This window comes from Granulicella mallensis (genome assembly GCF_014203225.1).
In the GTDB taxonomy this organism is placed as follows: Bacteria; Acidobacteriota; Terriglobia; order Terriglobales; family Acidobacteriaceae; genus Granulicella; species Granulicella mallensis_A.
In genome coordinates, this window is the sequence record NZ_JACHIO010000004.1 from 126,403 (window position 1) to 142,857 (window position 16,455).

Annotated in this window: 8 protein-coding genes; 2 read left to right on the forward strand and 6 right to left on the reverse strand. The window is 55.4% G+C overall.

What is annotated here, in order from left to right:
- Positions 1-4 precede the first annotated feature (4 nt).
- Both HDF15_RS05445 and HDF15_RS05450 read right to left on the reverse strand, forming a co-directional pair.
- On the reverse strand, positions 5-3,235 hold the full coding sequence (locus HDF15_RS05445; protein ID WP_184253513.1) for an efflux RND transporter permease subunit: 3,231 nt from the start codon (positions 3,233-3,235) through the stop codon (positions 5-7).
- 3 nt (positions 3,236-3,238) lie between these two features.
- On the reverse strand, positions 3,239-4,495 hold the full coding sequence (locus HDF15_RS05450; RefSeq protein ID WP_184253515.1) for an efflux RND transporter periplasmic adaptor subunit: 1,257 nt from the start codon (positions 4,493-4,495) through the stop codon (positions 3,239-3,241).
- 102 nt (positions 4,496-4,597) lie between these two features.
- Between HDF15_RS05450 and HDF15_RS05455 the strand changes: the two genes are divergently transcribed.
- Positions 4,598-5,254, forward strand: coding sequence for a TetR/AcrR family transcriptional regulator (locus HDF15_RS05455; protein ID WP_184253517.1), 657 nt, complete (start codon positions 4,598-4,600; stop codon positions 5,252-5,254).
- Between the two features lie 446 nt (positions 5,255-5,700).
- Here HDF15_RS05455 and HDF15_RS05460 read toward each other — a convergent pair whose 3' ends face one another.
- From HDF15_RS05460 to HDF15_RS05475, 4 genes are all read right to left on the reverse strand, one after another.
- Positions 5,701-8,466, reverse strand: a complete 2,766-nt coding sequence (locus tag HDF15_RS05460; RefSeq protein WP_184253518.1) for a TonB-dependent receptor — start codon at positions 8,464-8,466, stop codon at positions 5,701-5,703.
- A gap of 131 nt (positions 8,467-8,597) precedes the next feature.
- Positions 8,598-9,644, reverse strand: a complete 1,047-nt coding sequence (locus HDF15_RS05465) for a beta-propeller fold lactonase family protein (RefSeq protein WP_184253520.1) — start codon at positions 9,642-9,644, stop codon at positions 8,598-8,600.
- A gap of 7 nt (positions 9,645-9,651) precedes the next feature.
- Entirely contained in the window at positions 9,652-11,118 is a 1,467-nt protein-coding gene (locus tag HDF15_RS05470; RefSeq protein WP_184253522.1) for an FAD-binding oxidoreductase, read from the reverse strand.
- Positions 11,119-11,281: 163 nt separating this feature from the next.
- Positions 11,282-14,638 (reverse strand): TonB-dependent receptor, encoded by a 3,357-nt coding sequence (locus HDF15_RS05475; RefSeq protein ID WP_184253524.1) that lies wholly within the window; start codon positions 14,636-14,638, stop codon positions 11,282-11,284.
- Positions 14,639-15,233: 595 nt separating this feature from the next.
- On the opposite strand from HDF15_RS05475, the gene HDF15_RS05480 reads away from it, so the two are divergent.
- The gene (locus HDF15_RS05480; RefSeq protein ID WP_184253526.1) at positions 15,234-16,454 is read left to right on the forward strand and encodes a hypothetical protein; all 1,221 of its coding nucleotides are present in this window, start codon (positions 15,234-15,236) and stop codon (positions 16,452-16,454) included.
- Position 16,455 lies beyond the last annotated feature (1 nt).

The window sequence follows — 16,455 nt, forward strand, 5'->3', positions numbered from 1 at the left end:
TTCCTCATGCATGACCTCCCTTGGTCGGCGTCTCTGGTCCGCCTCCAGCAGCTTTACCGGCAGCAACAGGATCGAAGTCATGTTTCGAGTCCATCGTGGTACTCTTGCCGCCTTTGCTGAAGCGGTGGGAGATGTACTCGACGACAGAGAAGGTTACGGGGATAAAGATGAGACCTAAGCCTGTTGAGAGGAGCATGCCTCCAACAACGACAGTACCCAGAATCTGACGGGAAGCGGCTCCTGCTCCTGTCGCCGTCCAAAGCGGAAGGCAACCGACGATGAAGGCCAGCGCCGTCATGACAATGGGCCGGAAGCGCACCCGGGCAGCAGAGAGAGCAGCCTCGGAGATGCTCTGACCGGCTTCGTAGTTGGTCTTCGCAAATTCAACGATAAGAATCGCATTCTTTGCAGAAAGACCGATCAACATGACAAGGCCGATGGTCGCGAAGACGTCGTTTTCAAGCAGCCGGGCGTGGAGTGCGATGTACGCGCCGAGAATCGCGACAGGTGTACTGAGAAGGACGCTGAAGGGCAGAGTCCAGCTCGAGTAAAGAGCCGCAAGAATCAGGAAGACGAAGAGCAGAGAGAGCGCGAAGACAGCCCAGGAGGGCACACCCTTTTCAGCCTGCTGTTCCTGATAGGACATGCCGGAGTAGTCGAAACCGCTGCCTGCGGGCATCGTCTTGGCAAAGGTATCCTCCAGAGCTTTGCGGATCTGCCCAGAGCTATAGCCCGGAGCGCCGGTAATGTTGATCTGTGCCGCGTTGAACTCGTTGAAGCGGTAGATAAACTCCGGACCCGTGATCTTCTTCACCGTAACCAGAGAGGAGAGAGGAACCTGTCCACCGTTGGCACTGCGGACATAGAACTGGTTGATGTTCTTGATATCCGTGCGGGACGTTCCTTCCGCTTCGACGTAGGTCTGCCACTGGCGGCCGAAACGGTTGAAGTAGTTGACCAGGTATCCGCCCATGAAGGTGGACATGGTGGTGTAAACGTCCGACAACTGAACCTGTTGCTGGAGTACCTTCTCCTGATCTACGTTGGCGTAGAGTTGGGGCACCGCAGGCTCATACGATGGGACTGCCGCGCCGATCTCAGGACGTTGTTTCAAGGCTCCAAGAAATGCATAGACATTCTTGGTGAGGGTAGCGGGGTCGTCCGAGCCGGAACGGTCTTCGAGAACCATGGTGACACCGCCGGAGGTTCCGATACCTGGAATAGAGGGCGGCGGGAAGGCGAAGGCAATGCCGTCCGGATCCTGGGAAAGCTGTTGCTGCAAATGGCCCTGGATGTAATTGAGTTGCTCCTCCTTGCTCTTGCGTTGCTCCCACGGCGTGAGAGCGACGAAGAAGAAGCCCGCGTTGGTGCTCTGAACCTGGGTAAGGAGCGAGAAGTTATTGACCGCGATGACACCCTGAATACCGGGAGTCTTGAGCAAGGCAGCGGTAATCTTCTGCTCGGCTGCATCTGTACGCTGGGCCGAGGCCCCATCCGGCAACTGCAGGGCAAGGAACATATACCCCTGGTCTTCCGTTGGAATAAAACCTGTGGGAAGACTGGTGCCAAGGAAGAAGGCGATGACGCCAATCACCGCAATGCCGAGCATGGCAAGCGAGGACTTATGGATAAGGATGTTGGAGGTGCTGACGAAGCTATCTGTCGTGCGGCCAAAGAACTTGTTGAAGAGACCAAAACCGCGAGCCAGCAAGGTCTGCTTCTTGGCCGCATTTTTATCCTTGGGCTTGAGCAGGAGAGCCGCGAGCGCCGGAGAAAGTGTAAGAGCGTTGAAGGCCGAGATGAGCACCGAGATCGCGATCGTCACGGCGAACTGCTGGTACAAGCGACCGGTAATGCCAGGGATAAAGGCTGTTGGGATGAAGACAGCAGCAAGGATGAGGGCGATTGCGACAACCGGGCCGCCGACCTCTTCCATGGCCTTCTCGGTAGCAGCTACAGGGTCCAGTCCTTCGTCGATGTGATGCTCGACAGCTTCGACGACGATGATGGCATCGTCGACGACGAGACCGATAGCGAGCACCAGTCCGAACAGTGACAGCGTGTTGATCGAGAACCCGAGCGCCGGAAAGATGACGAAGGTTCCGATCAGGGAGACCGGCACGGCCAGTAGCGGAATGAGCGTCGCGCGCCATCCCTGAAGGAAGATGAAGACTACGATGACGACCAGAGCGAGCGCTTCAAGAAGCGTGATGACGATCTCGCGAATACCGGCGGTCACAGCCTTGGTCGTATCCAGGGGAACGTCATAGCTGATGCCCGCAGGGAAGGTAGCAGAGAGCTCCTTCATGCGAGCGTTGACGGCAGCAGCGGTTTGAACCGCATTGGAGCCGGGAAGTTGATAGATCGCCATAACGCCGGAGGGCGCCTGGTTATATCGAGCAGAAAGGCTGTAGGCCTGATCGCCAAGCTCAACACGAGCAACATCTTTGAGGTGCAGGATCGAGCCGTCGGCGTTGGCGCGAAGGATGATGTTGCCGAACTCTTCCGGCGTGACGAGACGGCCTTGCGTACGAACGGTATAGGTAAACTGCTGGCCCTGGGGAATGGGCTCGGCGCCGATCTGACCGGCTGGGTTGACGTTGTTCTGGGTTTGGATCGCCGCAATCACTTCAGGCGCGGTAACGCCGAGCTGCGCCAGCTTGTCCGGCTGAACCCAGATGCGGAGAGCGTACTGGCCACCGAACGTCTGTACGCGGGAGACACCTTTGACGCGTGTGATCTGGTCCTGAAGGTTGATGATGGCGTAGTTGGTGAGGAAGTCCTGACTGAGCTTGCCACCCGGCGAGTTGACCGCCACGAGCATAAGCGGCGAAGTGAGGGCCTTCTGGACGGTGAGACCGGCGGTCGTAACCTGAGCCGGAAGCTGAGACTGGGCCTGATCGACACGAAGCTGCGCGAGAACCTGATCGATGTTTGGATCAGTCTTGACGTCAAAGTCGACGAAGAGCTGAACCACGCCGTTGTTGGCGCTGACCGAGTTCATGTAGATCATGTTGTCGACGCCGTTCATCTGCTGCTCGATCGGAGTCGCAACAGCCTGGGTCAGCGTCTTGGCATCGGCGCCAGGATAGGTAGCGGTAACCAGAATTTCAGGCGGAACAATATCGGGAAACTGCGAGGTAGGAAGGCTCACCATCGTTACCAGGCCGAGAATGACCGTAAGGATGGCGATAACGATCGCGACGATAGGATGGCGGATAAAATACTTTGACATGGATTACCTCCCCGCCGAGTCGTTGCTGGCATCGGTGGGGGCAGCCGCAGGGCTGCGGTGTGGAGAGACGGGAGCTCCTTCGCGGAGCTTCTGCAGATTGTCGACAATCACCAGCGCGCCCGCCGAAATACCGCCATTGACGACCCAGTTAGTGCCGAGTTGCTGGCCAAGCTCAACGGTGGCAAGGTGCGCCTTGCCGTCAGAGCCGGCGACGTAAACCTGCTGCAGTCCCTGCAGCTCCTGGATGGCGACCTGAGGGATGAGCAAGGCTCCGTGACGCATTTCGGTAGCAGCCTTCACGCGTCCGAACTGCCCAGGACGCAGGATATTGCCGGGGTTCGGAAAAGCAGCCGCGATGCGGATCGCACCGGTCTGGGCGTTGATCTGGCGATCGACAAAGGCAATGTGCCCCTTCTGCGGAAATTCTTCGCCGTTTGAAAGAGTGAGCGTAAGAGGAACGGCCGCGGCACTCTTCAGTAGATCGCCCTTGCCCTCGCGTGCATCCTTGATGAGGCTGAGGTACTCGGAGTCCCCGATCGAAAAGTAAGCCTTGATCGGATTGAGTTGCGAGACCGAGGTCAGAACGGTCTGAGCGTTTACAAGGCTGCCGACCTGCGTGGTCGCCTGGCCCGCAACACCGGTGATGAGCGAACGCACCTGGGTAAAGCCAAGATTCAGCTTCGCAGTGGCAACAGCGGCAGCGGCAGCATCCACCGAAGCCTGCGCCGATTTCACATTCGCTTCGTACTGGGCGAATTGCTGTGTGTCGTTGTCGAGCTGGCTCTGAGCGATAGCCCGGGCCTTTGCCAACGGAGTATCGCGATTGACATTGATCTGTGCCAACCCAAGCTGTGCCTGTGCCTGCTGTACCTGGCCCTTGGCCTGCTCCAACTGCCCCCTGGCCTGATCGAGCGCAGCCTGGAAGGGACGAGGATCGATCTCGAAGAGAACCTGTCCCTTGGAAACCTGGGAGCCTTCTTTATAGTCCTGTTTGATCAGGTAACCATTGGCCTGGGGCTGGATCTGGGCATTCACAAATCCATCCAGAGTTCCAACCCATTCATTGGTGAGAGCTACGTCGGTAGGCTGAACCTCGACCACGGTGACCGGCATAGCGGGGGGGGGACCGGCAGGTGCGGCTGCTTTTTTGTCGCAGCCCGAGAACATCCCGGCGCTCAGGAGCAGCACACTGACCGTGCAAGCGCACTTCACTCGGTTGAGGACAATCGTCGCTGCCGCATGTTTATGCTGCTCATTCATTAACTTATTCTCCATAGAAGCTCTAGAAATTCTTTGCCTCTCGATACTGGTTCGTGCGAAAAGGTACACGCGTGTATGTTTAGATCAGACTCGGTGATCTGAATGCCCGATTCAAAAAATGTTGTCGATCCCCCGGAATTCCCCATTCTCCGGCAAAAACGTGCGCTACTCACGCGCCAGGAACTCCTGCGCTCTGCCAGAGCTATCTTCGCCAGCAACGGGTTTGAGCATGCACGCATTGAAGATATCGCCTCGAAAGCGGGCAAAACCCGCGGCGCTTTTTACGCTAACTTCAGCAATAAAGAGGATGTCTTTTACGCCATCTTTGAAGAAAACATCGATCGTGACATGGCGCACCTTGGTCCACTGCTTCTTGGTTTGCCAACCGAAGGCCAGCGCATCGAAGCCTTTGGGGAGTATCTGGTTGAGCTGAGCAAAGATCGTGAGCGAATTCTACTTGATCTGGAGTTCAAGCTCTACGCCATACGCCATCCGCAGAAACTTAAGCGCCTTGCAGACCTGTATACACGAATGTGTATCAGCAACTCCATCCCGGAGATCACGCAGCTGCTTCCACAACTCGGTGGAAACCATGCTACCTCACAGCGGGTCGATGCCCTCGCCATAGGCGGTCTCATCGATGGACTCGCCCTCAACCACCTCTTCGATCCGGATGTGATGGACGACCGAGAACTTGCGCGATATCTGAAACTCTGCCTGCGCAAGATGCTGGAAAGAGCTCCCGGCGGGCCATCCTGAGGGAAGCACCTGGCTTTTGCGAGGCGCGTAGTCGAAGGGTTGTTGTTTTCTTGCTGTTGCTTTTCTTGTTGTCATTCCCGCAGGGAATCTGCTGATTGTTCGTACCCTGGCAGTTCTTCGTGGATGCAGAGACGGAAGGGCATGGTTTCAGCCATGCCACAAAAAGCTGGCCTCAGTCTGTGTGCCGCTCTGCCGAAGGCCGGAGTGAAGGCGCAGCCGCAGCGACTGAATTGCTTTCTTTGGTTGCTGCGAAACGGGCAGCCAAAGCCACGAATGTATCCAGGTTGCTCCCGTACAGTCTAGGCCGCACGAAGGAAGGCAATTCAGTCGTTGCGGCTACGCCTTCACTCCGGCCTTCGGCAGAGAGAAAAGAACCTCTGAACGCTGCTTTGGCGGCATGGCTGAAGCCATGCCCTTCCGAATCTGCGCCTCAACATCGGTAGCCCTCAAAAGCTGAAGCGCCCTCCCAGTTCCAAACGTCGCGCTGTCTCTGTAGTGATGGGCTGTCCCAGCGTGAAGGAGGAAAGCACTGTATTCACTACCTCCACATTTGTGTGGTTCAGCAGGTTGGCACTGCGAGCGTTGAAGGTAAAGACGCGTGGATGATTTTTGTCCTTCCTGTTAAGAGTAAAGGCACGGCTCAGGTTCACATCTAGGTGCAGGAGGTTGGGCATCGTGCCAAGGTTGCGTGAAACATTCCCGTTTACCGTATTTGTAGTCAACAACCCGAAGCGTGTGGAATAGACACCAGGACCAGGAACCGTGGCATAGGAAGGACGGTCGTTGAACTCGCCATCGCCATTGTTATCCGTGCCGGTCGTGATGTTGTAAGGCTGACCGTTGCTCGCGTCGAACTGCGCCATCAGTTCAACCTTGAGAGGAAGATTGAGATTGCCGATCACGTTAACCCGGTTGTGTCTCAGCCAATCGACGCGTGACGATTCTCCCGCGTCGCTATAACTCGACTGGGGAAAGACAGAAAGACCGTATCCAACATTGCTCTTGAAGTTCAGATGCGCGTAATACGCATAAAATCCGAATCTCTTGTAACTATGTTGTTCCACATTGAAGGACATCACATCGCCCGCCAGATGGCCTGAGTTCTGGTATTCGAGAATATTTTCTCCAGATGCAATCGGCCTGGGCGCCAGCAGCGCGGCTGTCGGGTCAGAAGCTGTGCCGACGCTACTGGGAACCAAGGGAGCGTTGATGTTCCTGATACGAATATTGTTGAAGTCCTCACCCCAATAGAGATTGGCCTGCATATGCGTATGGTGTAGAAAAATATGTTCGACGTTGAAGTAGGCAACGAACGTTCCCTGCTGTGTCAGCGAATGCGGAAACTGATACACGGTATTCACTTGTATCGATCCCGGGACCGGATTCAAAGGATCTTTATAGCTGGGCGAATAGACCAACGCCTGCTGCTGGTGAACGCCATTCAGTCGTTCTACTTCGATCGCATAGGCCTGGTTATTAGGGCCACTGAACAATCCTGCTCGTAGATGAAAGTTCCAGGCCTCCTTCTTGTCGGCAGACCAGGCAATGCCAAGACGAGGCCCGAAGTTGGTCAGACTAATAGGCGCTGTTTGAAGAGAGTAACGCAGCCCGGCGAGAAGATTCAGGCGAGGCGCAAGCTTGAGGTTGTCCTGCGCGTACAGTGCCAATCGCCATTGCGTGAGAGACACCAGCGGCGTACCGCTGGTAAGTTGGTAGGTCGTCGGTGAACCTCCGGGGAGGCCCTGCAAGGCACGGCTATACTGCTCTATCGGTGTGATGCTTCCGGTTTCGCCGGTAGGCTTGTTGCTTGCATCCAGCACTGGCGCACTGCCGCCGCCGAACACATAGGCTCCGTTGAAAGTATTCGGATCATAGTCATGCACAAACAGGCCGAGACCCTGTGCCCCGATCTTCAGCTCATGCCTGCCGCGCGTAAGCAGCATATCGTCGTCCACTTCAAGATCGTACTCACGATCATTCAGATTCTGACTAATAGCACCGCCCCCAGTAAAGTAACCAGCTACCTGGACCGATGGAGCCGTAGACAGTGGCGTCTGCTGTGTGCGCTTCCGGGCGTAGCCGATTCGCGCCTCATGCAGTGTGTTCGCATTCAACGTCAGCGTGTTGGTCAGCCGTAGATCATACTCGCTCACCAGGCTGTCATATCCAGCTTCAGCAAGCGTAAGACCACCAGCCCCCTGATTGCCGAGACTGCTCACTTTGGACGAAAAAGAAAGAGCACCAACATCCTTCGTCGTGACTTGCCAGTCTGCACGAGCGGATGCAATCCAAAGTCTCTGCGGGGCTGAGAGTGTCTGCTGCAAGGGCACAATGGCATTGTTTGCACTTAGCGTCTTCGCGCTGATGACTCCGAACTCATCAATGTCACGCTTTTCAAGTGCCAGGGAGAAGCCACTCTTCTTCTGGATCATAGGCCCGCTGAATTCAAACCCGTAGCGTCGCTTGCCCGCCGGCGTCGCCGTAAGAGAAAGTGGGTCGGTCGCGTTGAAGCGGCCATCGCTATCGGTAAAGAAGAGAGCACCGTGGAAGGTGTCTGCACCGGGTTTCGTGAAGATATCGATCTGTCCGCCTCCGAAGGGAGGAAAGGAATATTCAGACGAAAAGAGATCGGAGGCGACGCGAATAGAGGCGATCGTACCTTTGGAAGGCAGCACAGTTCCATTTTGAAATCCGTCGACTCGAATGATCGCCGAGGTCGGATCACCTCCTGCAGCAGCTGCCAGACTTTGCAGCTGACGTAGAAAATCATCGGGGTCATCGGCGAGTTGCTGCACTTCCTTCGTGTCGAGGGTGACGGTGCTTCCCCCTTCGTCCGTGTCGCTTGCAACCGTATCGGCGGTTACCTGAACGGAGTCCTGCACCGTTGCGATCTCCAATTGCACATCGGCCGTTACCAGTCTTCCCTGCTGACCACTCACCTGCACCGTCTTTCCATCGAAACCCTCGGCCTGCACGGTGATAACGACTGTCCCCATAGGCACGCACGATAGCCCATAGTGCCCTGCGGCATCGCTCGTACTTCTCTTTCCATCGGAGACTTGCACCTGGGCTCCAGGAATGACGGCACCGGTTGGATCTGCGATAACCCCCTCAATGCGGAATCCGGTAGTACAGGGGGCCTGCGCCAAGACGAGCGATGAGTTCAGTGTCCCGATGACTGCAACCGCCAGTCTCCATGTCTTTCTGTTCATGCCGGATTTTCGCCTCCACGTCTACCTTCAGGGAGGCGACGTGGGCGTTCCAGCGGTTTGCAGCGAATGAGGAGAATGATGCAGTGAACAAAGCCAAGGGATGCGGTTCATCCGATTCGGGGAGAGCGCTCTCACGCACTCAACAGGCAATGGACGGGTTGATTCAAGGGCGCACACTCCATGCTCAGATCGTCCAGACTCATGCGGACGACTTCTTTACCCGAGGCCAACAGGATAGAACCCTGGCCAGCGTGCATCGTGGTCACAGCACCACGAACATCCACGGAATGAAGCAGCCTGAGCTGTCCCGTGTTGCTCTGCCACTGGTAAAGATCCAGGCTCTTTCCAGTGCCGACGATCAACATGGAACGCTCTGAATGCAAAACCATGGCACGACCCGGCAAAGCTACAACCTGCTCTCCCACAAGGCCACGCAACGAATCATATCGATACACACAGACAGAGTTGTTCAGAGAGTTTGAGATCGCAATAAAAGCGCCCGCCGGATGGACTGTGACCTTGGCAGGCCCAGCACCGGGTGCGACCTGATGTCTCCCTTGTAGCCGCAGACTCCCATCGGCCAGAGAGAGCACATGGATACGGTCCGTTCCAAGATCCGTCGCGAGGATGTGCCCCTTCCCATCAAAGCACGCATGCTGCGGATGAGAAGTCTCCTGATACTCCGGGTGCAAACTACTTCCGATTTCCTTCACGACACCACGGATGTATCCCAGCGCCCCGTCGTGGTTGATGGAAAAGAGATTGTACGACCCACCGCCGTGTGCCGTGATCAAGGCATAGGTGCCATCAGGAGAGATTGCAATGGACCTTGGCAGAGTGGCGGAAAGCGATAGCTTCGTCCGTTGGATCTGCGTCAGGTGCCCATCCGCTCCGACCTCAAACGCTGTAACAGATCCAGTCGGAAATCCTTGAAATTCTCGAACCTCATTTGTGGCATACAGCACCGGCATAGAGGGATGGAGTGCAAGGCAACTCGGAGCTTCGCAGGCAATCTCCTGCAACAGGGCCCACCTCCCTCTCCGCATCGTGAAGACGTGGAGTGCCTGCGGAGTCCCGAGGTAGGCGATTTTTTCATCACGAACCGCCGCCCTCATCTGCCCCAGATGAAAGGCCATGGGCGTCAGCGCAGCCACCTTCAAAAATTCTCGACGATGCATAGCGCTCCTACAGACGAACGGACATTGCGTGATGAAAGACATTATTGGGGTCGTAACGGCGCTTCACTGTTTGAAGGTGCTCGTAGTTCTCTTCGCCATAGTAGAGCTGCGGCCAGTAGTTGTACTTCAGCATATCTACATCGGGATAGTTGATATAGCAGCCCTGGTATTGGTGATTCCAGTAAGGTGTCCCCGCGTGTTGTGGATCTGCATCCGGGCCGGAATAAAGCTCCTCGTAAAACTCGGCGAGCCACTGGGTTTGGGCCTCACCTTCTTCCGGATCTTCCCAATAGGTTAGCGGCTGGAGCTTGATGACAGAGCCACGTTGCGTGATGGCAGTTTTCTCCGCCATCTCCCTTCGATTCACTGCGCCACCATAAGAGTGCGCATCGAAGCTCGCCGCATGCAAACTCGTGCCTTCTATCTCCTTTGTCAGATATTTATAGATGACAGTCGCTTCAGCCGGAGTAAATCCTCTCCGCATATAAGCCGATTTATACTTCCCTCGCCGGTTCGCTGCATCCCCTGCTGACATGGCACAGGCATCGAACCAATCATTCCGGCCGATAGCAGCTTTGGCGGTATTATTTTTTTCGTGCCACCTCACGAATAGATTCAGATACTCCTGCAGCACTTGCAGATCGCGGCAAGTTCCATCAGGATTGCAGAATTGCACGGACAGACTGAACTTTCCCGATGATCGATGTGCGAGTTCCAGAACTGAATACATACCCCATGTATCTCGCTCCTGCCCTCGCGTCTCCCAGTACTTGCCGAAGGTCACCAGGATGTCGGTAAACTTCTGCAGGGTCATCCCCTCCCACGAGAAAGAAAGACTTGCCTTCGCAACCTCACTAGGAGCTGGTGGCAAAGTATTAAATTCAAACTCGGTAATGAGACCGAAGCTCCCGCCTCCCGCTCCACGGCATGCGCGAAACAGGTCTGGGTGCTCGTTGGCATCGGCACGGATCGGTATCACCTTTCCGTTTCGATCCACGGTGAGGATGTGCACTGCGGTCATCCAATCGCAGATGAGCCCGTGGAGTCGAGAGAGAGGCCCATATCCGCCTCCGCTGACGTGGCCACCCACGCCGACCGTGCCACAAACTCCTCCCGGCAGAGTCACGCCATAGTGCTTGTAGAGGGCCTCATAGGTATTCCACAACTGTGCCCCGGAGCCAACATGGAACGTACCGCTCGAAGCATCACGGGTGACCAGAGAAAGGGAGCCAACATCCAGGATTGCGCCACCAGGATTATTCGCGACGAAATCCTCGTAGCAGTGGCCGCCGCTGCGAACAGTAGGACGCAAACCGGCCGTAACCACCTGCTGCAGAGCCGCCTGTGCATCGTCTGCGCTCTCACAGATGAGAATGCGCTCTGCTGCATCGGCATCGTGCGCGGGCCACCTCAAGTTATGGCCGCGACGCAGTGCAAGATAACGGGGATCGCGGCGGGTTACGGTGACTGCCATGTGCCTCCAACCAAAGTATCTGACTCTGGTTGATGACGCTCAGGGAGCATCCGTTGCACGAAAAACCCGACGATTCTGAGGTTGAAACCCTTGCTCGACAACATACGACAAAGAGAGAGGGCTATCGCAAGCGACGGCCCTCTCTCTTTGTCTGTCGATCGATCTAGAAGCGGTAGTTCAAAGCGAGTTGCAGAGTTCGTGGGTTACTCCGGGTTGAAGTGATTTGGCCGAAGTTCGGATCGTTGACGCCGGTATCCGGATTGCTATAGCTGGCAAAATTGAAGGCATTGAAGGCATCCGCACGGAACTCCAGGCTTTGGCTGGTCGTGATGTGAAATGCCTTGAAGCCGGAGAGGTCTATGTTTTCGAAACCGGGACCACGCTCGGAACCGGGGCTGGCCGATCCAAAGGCAGTTGCCGATTCCTGGGAGTAAGCGCACAAGCCATTATCGGGGGTAGCGATACAGGGCACTGCGGATGGATCTGTTCCGAACCAATTATGAAGACTACGCTGCGTCACATGAAGAGACCTCAGGTGATTCGCCCTGGCATCAGCACTATTAACAAGACTTGTGTAATTCGCATTAGAGGTAATCGTTAGAGGGTTCCCGCTGAAGGCCGACGCAAGTCCGCTAATCTTCCAGCCACCAACCACGAGGTCGGTAATACGGTTCATATTCTGGCCAAAGCGATGACCACGTCCAAACGGGAGCTCATAAACTAACGATCCGGACACATTGTGCGTCGCATCCAGAGGGGATGGGCCATACTCCGGCCTCAAGTTATAGGCGTCTTGTTGATAATACTGACCATTCGTACCGTAGAGGCCGTTATATCCCTGTCCGGCATTGGTCATCGCTTTGCTATAGGTATAGTTCGCTGTGAAATCAAGGCCATTGCTGGTACGTTTGCGAAAGACGGCCTGGAAGGCGTTATAGTTCATCATTCCCTCCGTGTCCGTCAGCTTGACCACAACATTTTGTCCAAGTGAATTCGCAAAGGGTGCTGGGGTATTCGGCGCTGTTAGCTGATTCGCCATTCTGGGAATAGCGAGATGTTGCGCGGTCTGGCCCACGTAGCCTATCTGGAACGAAGAGTTATTACTGATCTGATATTCCATCGTTAGACTAAACTCCTGATTCCAGGAGGGCCTGATACTCGGGTTCCAGGCATTATAGGTGCCAGTTGCCGCAAGATTCGTGGAAAGGCCTTGCCCCACATTGAGTGGCGTGCCGGCAGGATCAGCAATGGTTGGGATGACTGCTCTCGATTGATATTCCTCTTGATAGGGTGGATTCTGGGTAAGGCGAAGACCCACGCCCATGCCTTCAAAATAGGACGAGATGCCATAGCCTCCCCGCACTACGGTTCTTGCCGAGGGAGAGTATGCGAAGCCAAGACGCGGCAGTAGCTGGTCGTAGGTCGGATTATAGAGAGCTCTGCTATTGCCATCCTGGCCTGCGGCCTCCAGCGCTCCTGTGGCAAGGTTCACATTTGTCATCTGGTTATGGACTTCATAGATAGGTTGCGAGTAATCGTAACGGACGCCAAGATTAATGGTGAGATTGGGCAAGACTTTCCAGTCGTCCTGGAAGAAAGCACCGTCACGCCATTGACGTTGTCCGAATCGACCCGTCTGGCTATTTGCTGTCTGCGTATCAACGTGGTTCAAAAGGAAATCAGCGAATGGGTCACCTGGGCTTCCCGTAACTCCCGGAGCGCTTGTGAGGCCTGTGAAGTACCCCTCGTACTGTATCTGTCCCAACACGCCGGCATTTCCGGAGTAGCTGTAATTTTGTTGGTAACGAAGAAGCTGAACACCCATCTTCATCAAGTGGTGGCCGTGCTGCAGTGTAAAGTTGTCACCGTAGAAATAGGTATTCTCGGTGAAATCCTGGGGTGTATCGTACGATCCGATATTGCTGATGTCATACCCTCCCGAAGGAGGATTGAATACCTGTTGAGAGAACCCCTCGTAACCGTTCTGGGGCAGGTTGATCCCGACCCTCGAATTTCCGGAGGTTCCGAATAGACCGCTGGGATCTGTCGGCAATCCGGAGATCTGCTGATTGCGGCCAAAGCCCGCGCGGAGTTCGTTGACTGCATTCGTAGAGAAGGTGTGGACTTCGCTCACCACGAACGAAGTATAGGCTGTGGGGCTAGCTCCATTGGGGAATGAAACAGGCACAGGTGTACCGAGAGTTCCATTGATCGCACGAGACATCGTAAATCGACCGCTTACATTGTCACGGGCCGATGCCTTCCAATCGATTTTGATATCTCCCTGATTATTACGATTAAAGCTATTGCTCAACCCCAGATAGTTGTTCTGGGCAATACCGTCCGTGGCAGGACTATTCGGTAGCGGATATGCCGAAGGATTTGCGAACAGAAATTGTGCGACAGGGTTAAGGATCGGGATCTGATTTTTAGGGAAGGGCTTTCCACCGTTTTGAGAATCGTATAGTTGTGTCGGTATAAGAGATAGATCTCCTGTACGGAAAGCTGCAGGCGCAACGCCCGCAAATGCAGTTCCACTTTGGTGGTAACGGAATCCCTGGTAGTCGACAAAGAAAAACAGCTTATCCTTCTTGATCGGCCCACCGAACGTACCGCCAAAGAATGTCTGCGTATAAGGCGTCAATGCCGTCGCAGTACCGGAGGTAAACTTATTGGCAAAGGTGTTGGCGTTCATCTGGTAGTTCTCCAGCTGAAAGAACGCGTTGCCATGAAACTGATTGGTGCCGCTCTTGGTGACAGCGACGATCTGGCCGCCACTCACGTTGCCGAATTCAGCCGGAGCGTTCGAGGTGATCACGCGGATCTCCTGCAAGGCATCGGAGTTCGGAACATAGAGAGCGCCTTGGGGCTGGGAGTTGGCAGTTGGCGACTGGACACCCGCATTGTTGATGTTGTCGTATATGTCCATGCCGTCCAGCAGCATGCTGTTCCCCTGTTGCCGGTTGCCGTTGATGGCAGGCTGCTCGTTCGTGTTGCCGCCCGAGTGAATCGAACCGGGAACCGCAACCGTCGCGGCGACGAAGCTCCGACCGTTCAGAGGCATATTCGAGATGGCTGTCTGGTCGATCGTGACGCCGAGAGAGGCATTCTCCGTATTCAGGATCGGCGCCGTGTCGAAGTTGACCGAGACCTGCGTGCTGGAACCTTCCATGTGCATGGGAACGTTAATGGTGGCCTGCTGGTCGATCTCGAGCTGGAAGGGCGACGAATGCTCCTCCCCAAATCCCTTCGCCTTGACCTCGATCGTATAACGGCCGATCTGCAAAAACTGGATGGAATAGAGACCCGTGCTGTTCGTCACAGTCGACGAGGAGACACCGGTTTCGACATTCTTTGCCGTCACCGTCGCGCCGGGAATCACGGCCCCCGAAGGATCTGTGATCACGCCGCGAACAGACCCGGTGATCGTCTGGGCGCGACACAGGATCGTCGCTGTGGCCAGGAATAGAACGAATAGCAGATGCTGCATTCGCCAGACGGATGTTTTTGCTGAAGTCATTATATTGCCCCCAAAGGTTGCGGCAAGCGCTGGTTCGGCGCTTGCGATGGTGTGCCAGGTACTTCTCAGATGCCTGCCCAGCCTTAGGGCTGTGGCGGGTTAGTGGATTGCGACAATCCCGTTATGACTTTGAAGCCGGTACGAGACGAGCAGTAGAGTGTCTTTCTGAATACCCCCATGCCATAACCTTCGTATCCTTTGTCATTGCCAATCTCCTCACTCTCTACCGTTCGAGGAGCAGCCGATAAACGTCTACTCCTCGCTCATGCAACTCGTGAGCCTCGCGTATTCAACGAACCCCCATCATCCACAGCGGAACAGGAAAGCGGAAGTACGATACGGTATGAGACAACCCGTCTCCTGCCGTCATAGACATCGGTTAGTCTTTATTTTTGTTCAACATATGTGAGACCTTCTGCTGCTAACCGGTGTTCGGAGAAACGTCCCCAAAGAACTCCGGCGGGCGGTGTGAACCTGTACAGTGCTGTAACGAATCACGTATCATTCGGGCGGAGGAACTTTAGGTTTGGGTCGGGCATCAGTCCTCTATGACCAGTCTTCTCGGGTCCCGTTGTCAGCAGAAGAATGTGAACTGGTGCGGGCGGAGCTTCGAGCAATCGTCGCCAGCCCTTACTTCCGAAACAGCAAACGCTATCCGGCGTTTCTCTCCTACATCGTAGAAAAGACTCTTCAAGGCGAAGGTTCCGAGATCAAGGAACGCCTCATTGGGATTGAGGTGTTCGGCCGCCCCGCGGACTACGATACGAACTCCGACCCCACCGTCCGCAACACCGCGAGCGAAGTCCGTAAAAGGCTGTCGCTCTATCATGCGGAGTCCATTAGCAGTACGGGGGTAGGGATCTATCTCTCCCTCGGGTCCTATCAACCGGAGTTGCGGTTTGAGCCTGAGCCTCCGCCCTTCCATCCGGAAACCACCTTCGCAGAACCCGCAGAGATCTCCCTGCCCAACGTTTCAGGTGTTTCCACGGAGACTGCACCGGGCGTCGCGAAGGCGAGCCGAGCCCGTCTCAAATGGCCGATATGGGCAGTGCTCCTCTCGGTGCTGTTCGTAGGAGGGGGCCTTTGGGCATTGGTACTCCATCTCCAGAAGAGTCCCTTCGAGAAGCTCTGGACTGGATTTCTCGACCCTTCACAAACGGTTCTTATCGGCCTTCCACAGGCGCCAGCCCCTGCCGCGCTGGATGGCCCCTTTATGGCTGGACCTCTTACCAAAGAGGAGTTGCCCTCCTGGATCAAAGACAATCCAGACATCGCAGCCGAGGATGTTTCGGCGATCATTCATGCGTCCAAGCCCCTCATGGAACATGATGTGGCCTATCGCATTCAGATGGACTCCAACATCACGCTTACAGATATGAGAGACCGCCCCGTTATTCTGATCGGCGGTCCTTCCAATCTATGGACGACAAAACTGCTGGCGCCACTTCGTTTTCACTTCAGTTCCATGAATCTATTGCACGTCGAAGATTCCCAGAACCCACAGTTCAAGGAATGGGCCTACGTACTCAGCAAGGTGTCTGGTCCAGGCTCTCATCTAACGGTTGTTCAGGATTGCGCCATCGTCGCCCGTTTTCATGACCCGACAACCGGTGGTGTAGTCATGGTGATCGCCGGAGCCGGACGCAACGGGACCGAAGCCGCGGGTGAATTCGTCGCCTCCAATGAACTGCTCAAAGGACTTGAAAAACGCCTCCCCTCTGATTGGAAGAATAAAAATCTGGAGGTCGTCCTAAAAACGAAGGTGATCGACGGCAAGACAGGCTCTCCCTCCATTGAGGCCACCTATCTCTGGTAGT

Bases quoted from the DNA above. Each gene is read 5' to 3' on its own strand.
- HDF15_RS05445 (WP_184253513.1), bottom strand. From the start codon at position 3,235: ATGTCAAAGTATTTTATCCGCCATCCTATCGTCGCGATCGTTATCGCC.
- HDF15_RS05450 (WP_184253515.1), bottom strand. From the start codon at position 4,495: ATGAATGAGCAGCATAAACATGCGGCAGCGACGATTGTCCTCAACCGA.
- HDF15_RS05455 (WP_184253517.1), top strand. From the start codon at position 4,598: ATGCCCGATTCAAAAAATGTTGTCGATCCCCCGGAATTCCCCATTCTC.
- HDF15_RS05460 (WP_184253518.1), bottom strand. From the start codon at position 8,466: ATGAACAGAAAGACATGGAGACTGGCGGTTGCAGTCATCGGGACACTG.
- HDF15_RS05465 (WP_184253520.1), bottom strand. From the start codon at position 9,644: ATGCATCGTCGAGAATTTTTGAAGGTGGCTGCGCTGACGCCCATGGCC.
- HDF15_RS05470 (WP_184253522.1), bottom strand. From the start codon at position 11,118: ATGGCAGTCACCGTAACCCGCCGCGATCCCCGTTATCTTGCACTGCGT.
- HDF15_RS05475 (WP_184253524.1), bottom strand. From the start codon at position 14,638: ATGACTTCAGCAAAAACATCCGTCTGGCGAATGCAGCATCTGCTATTC.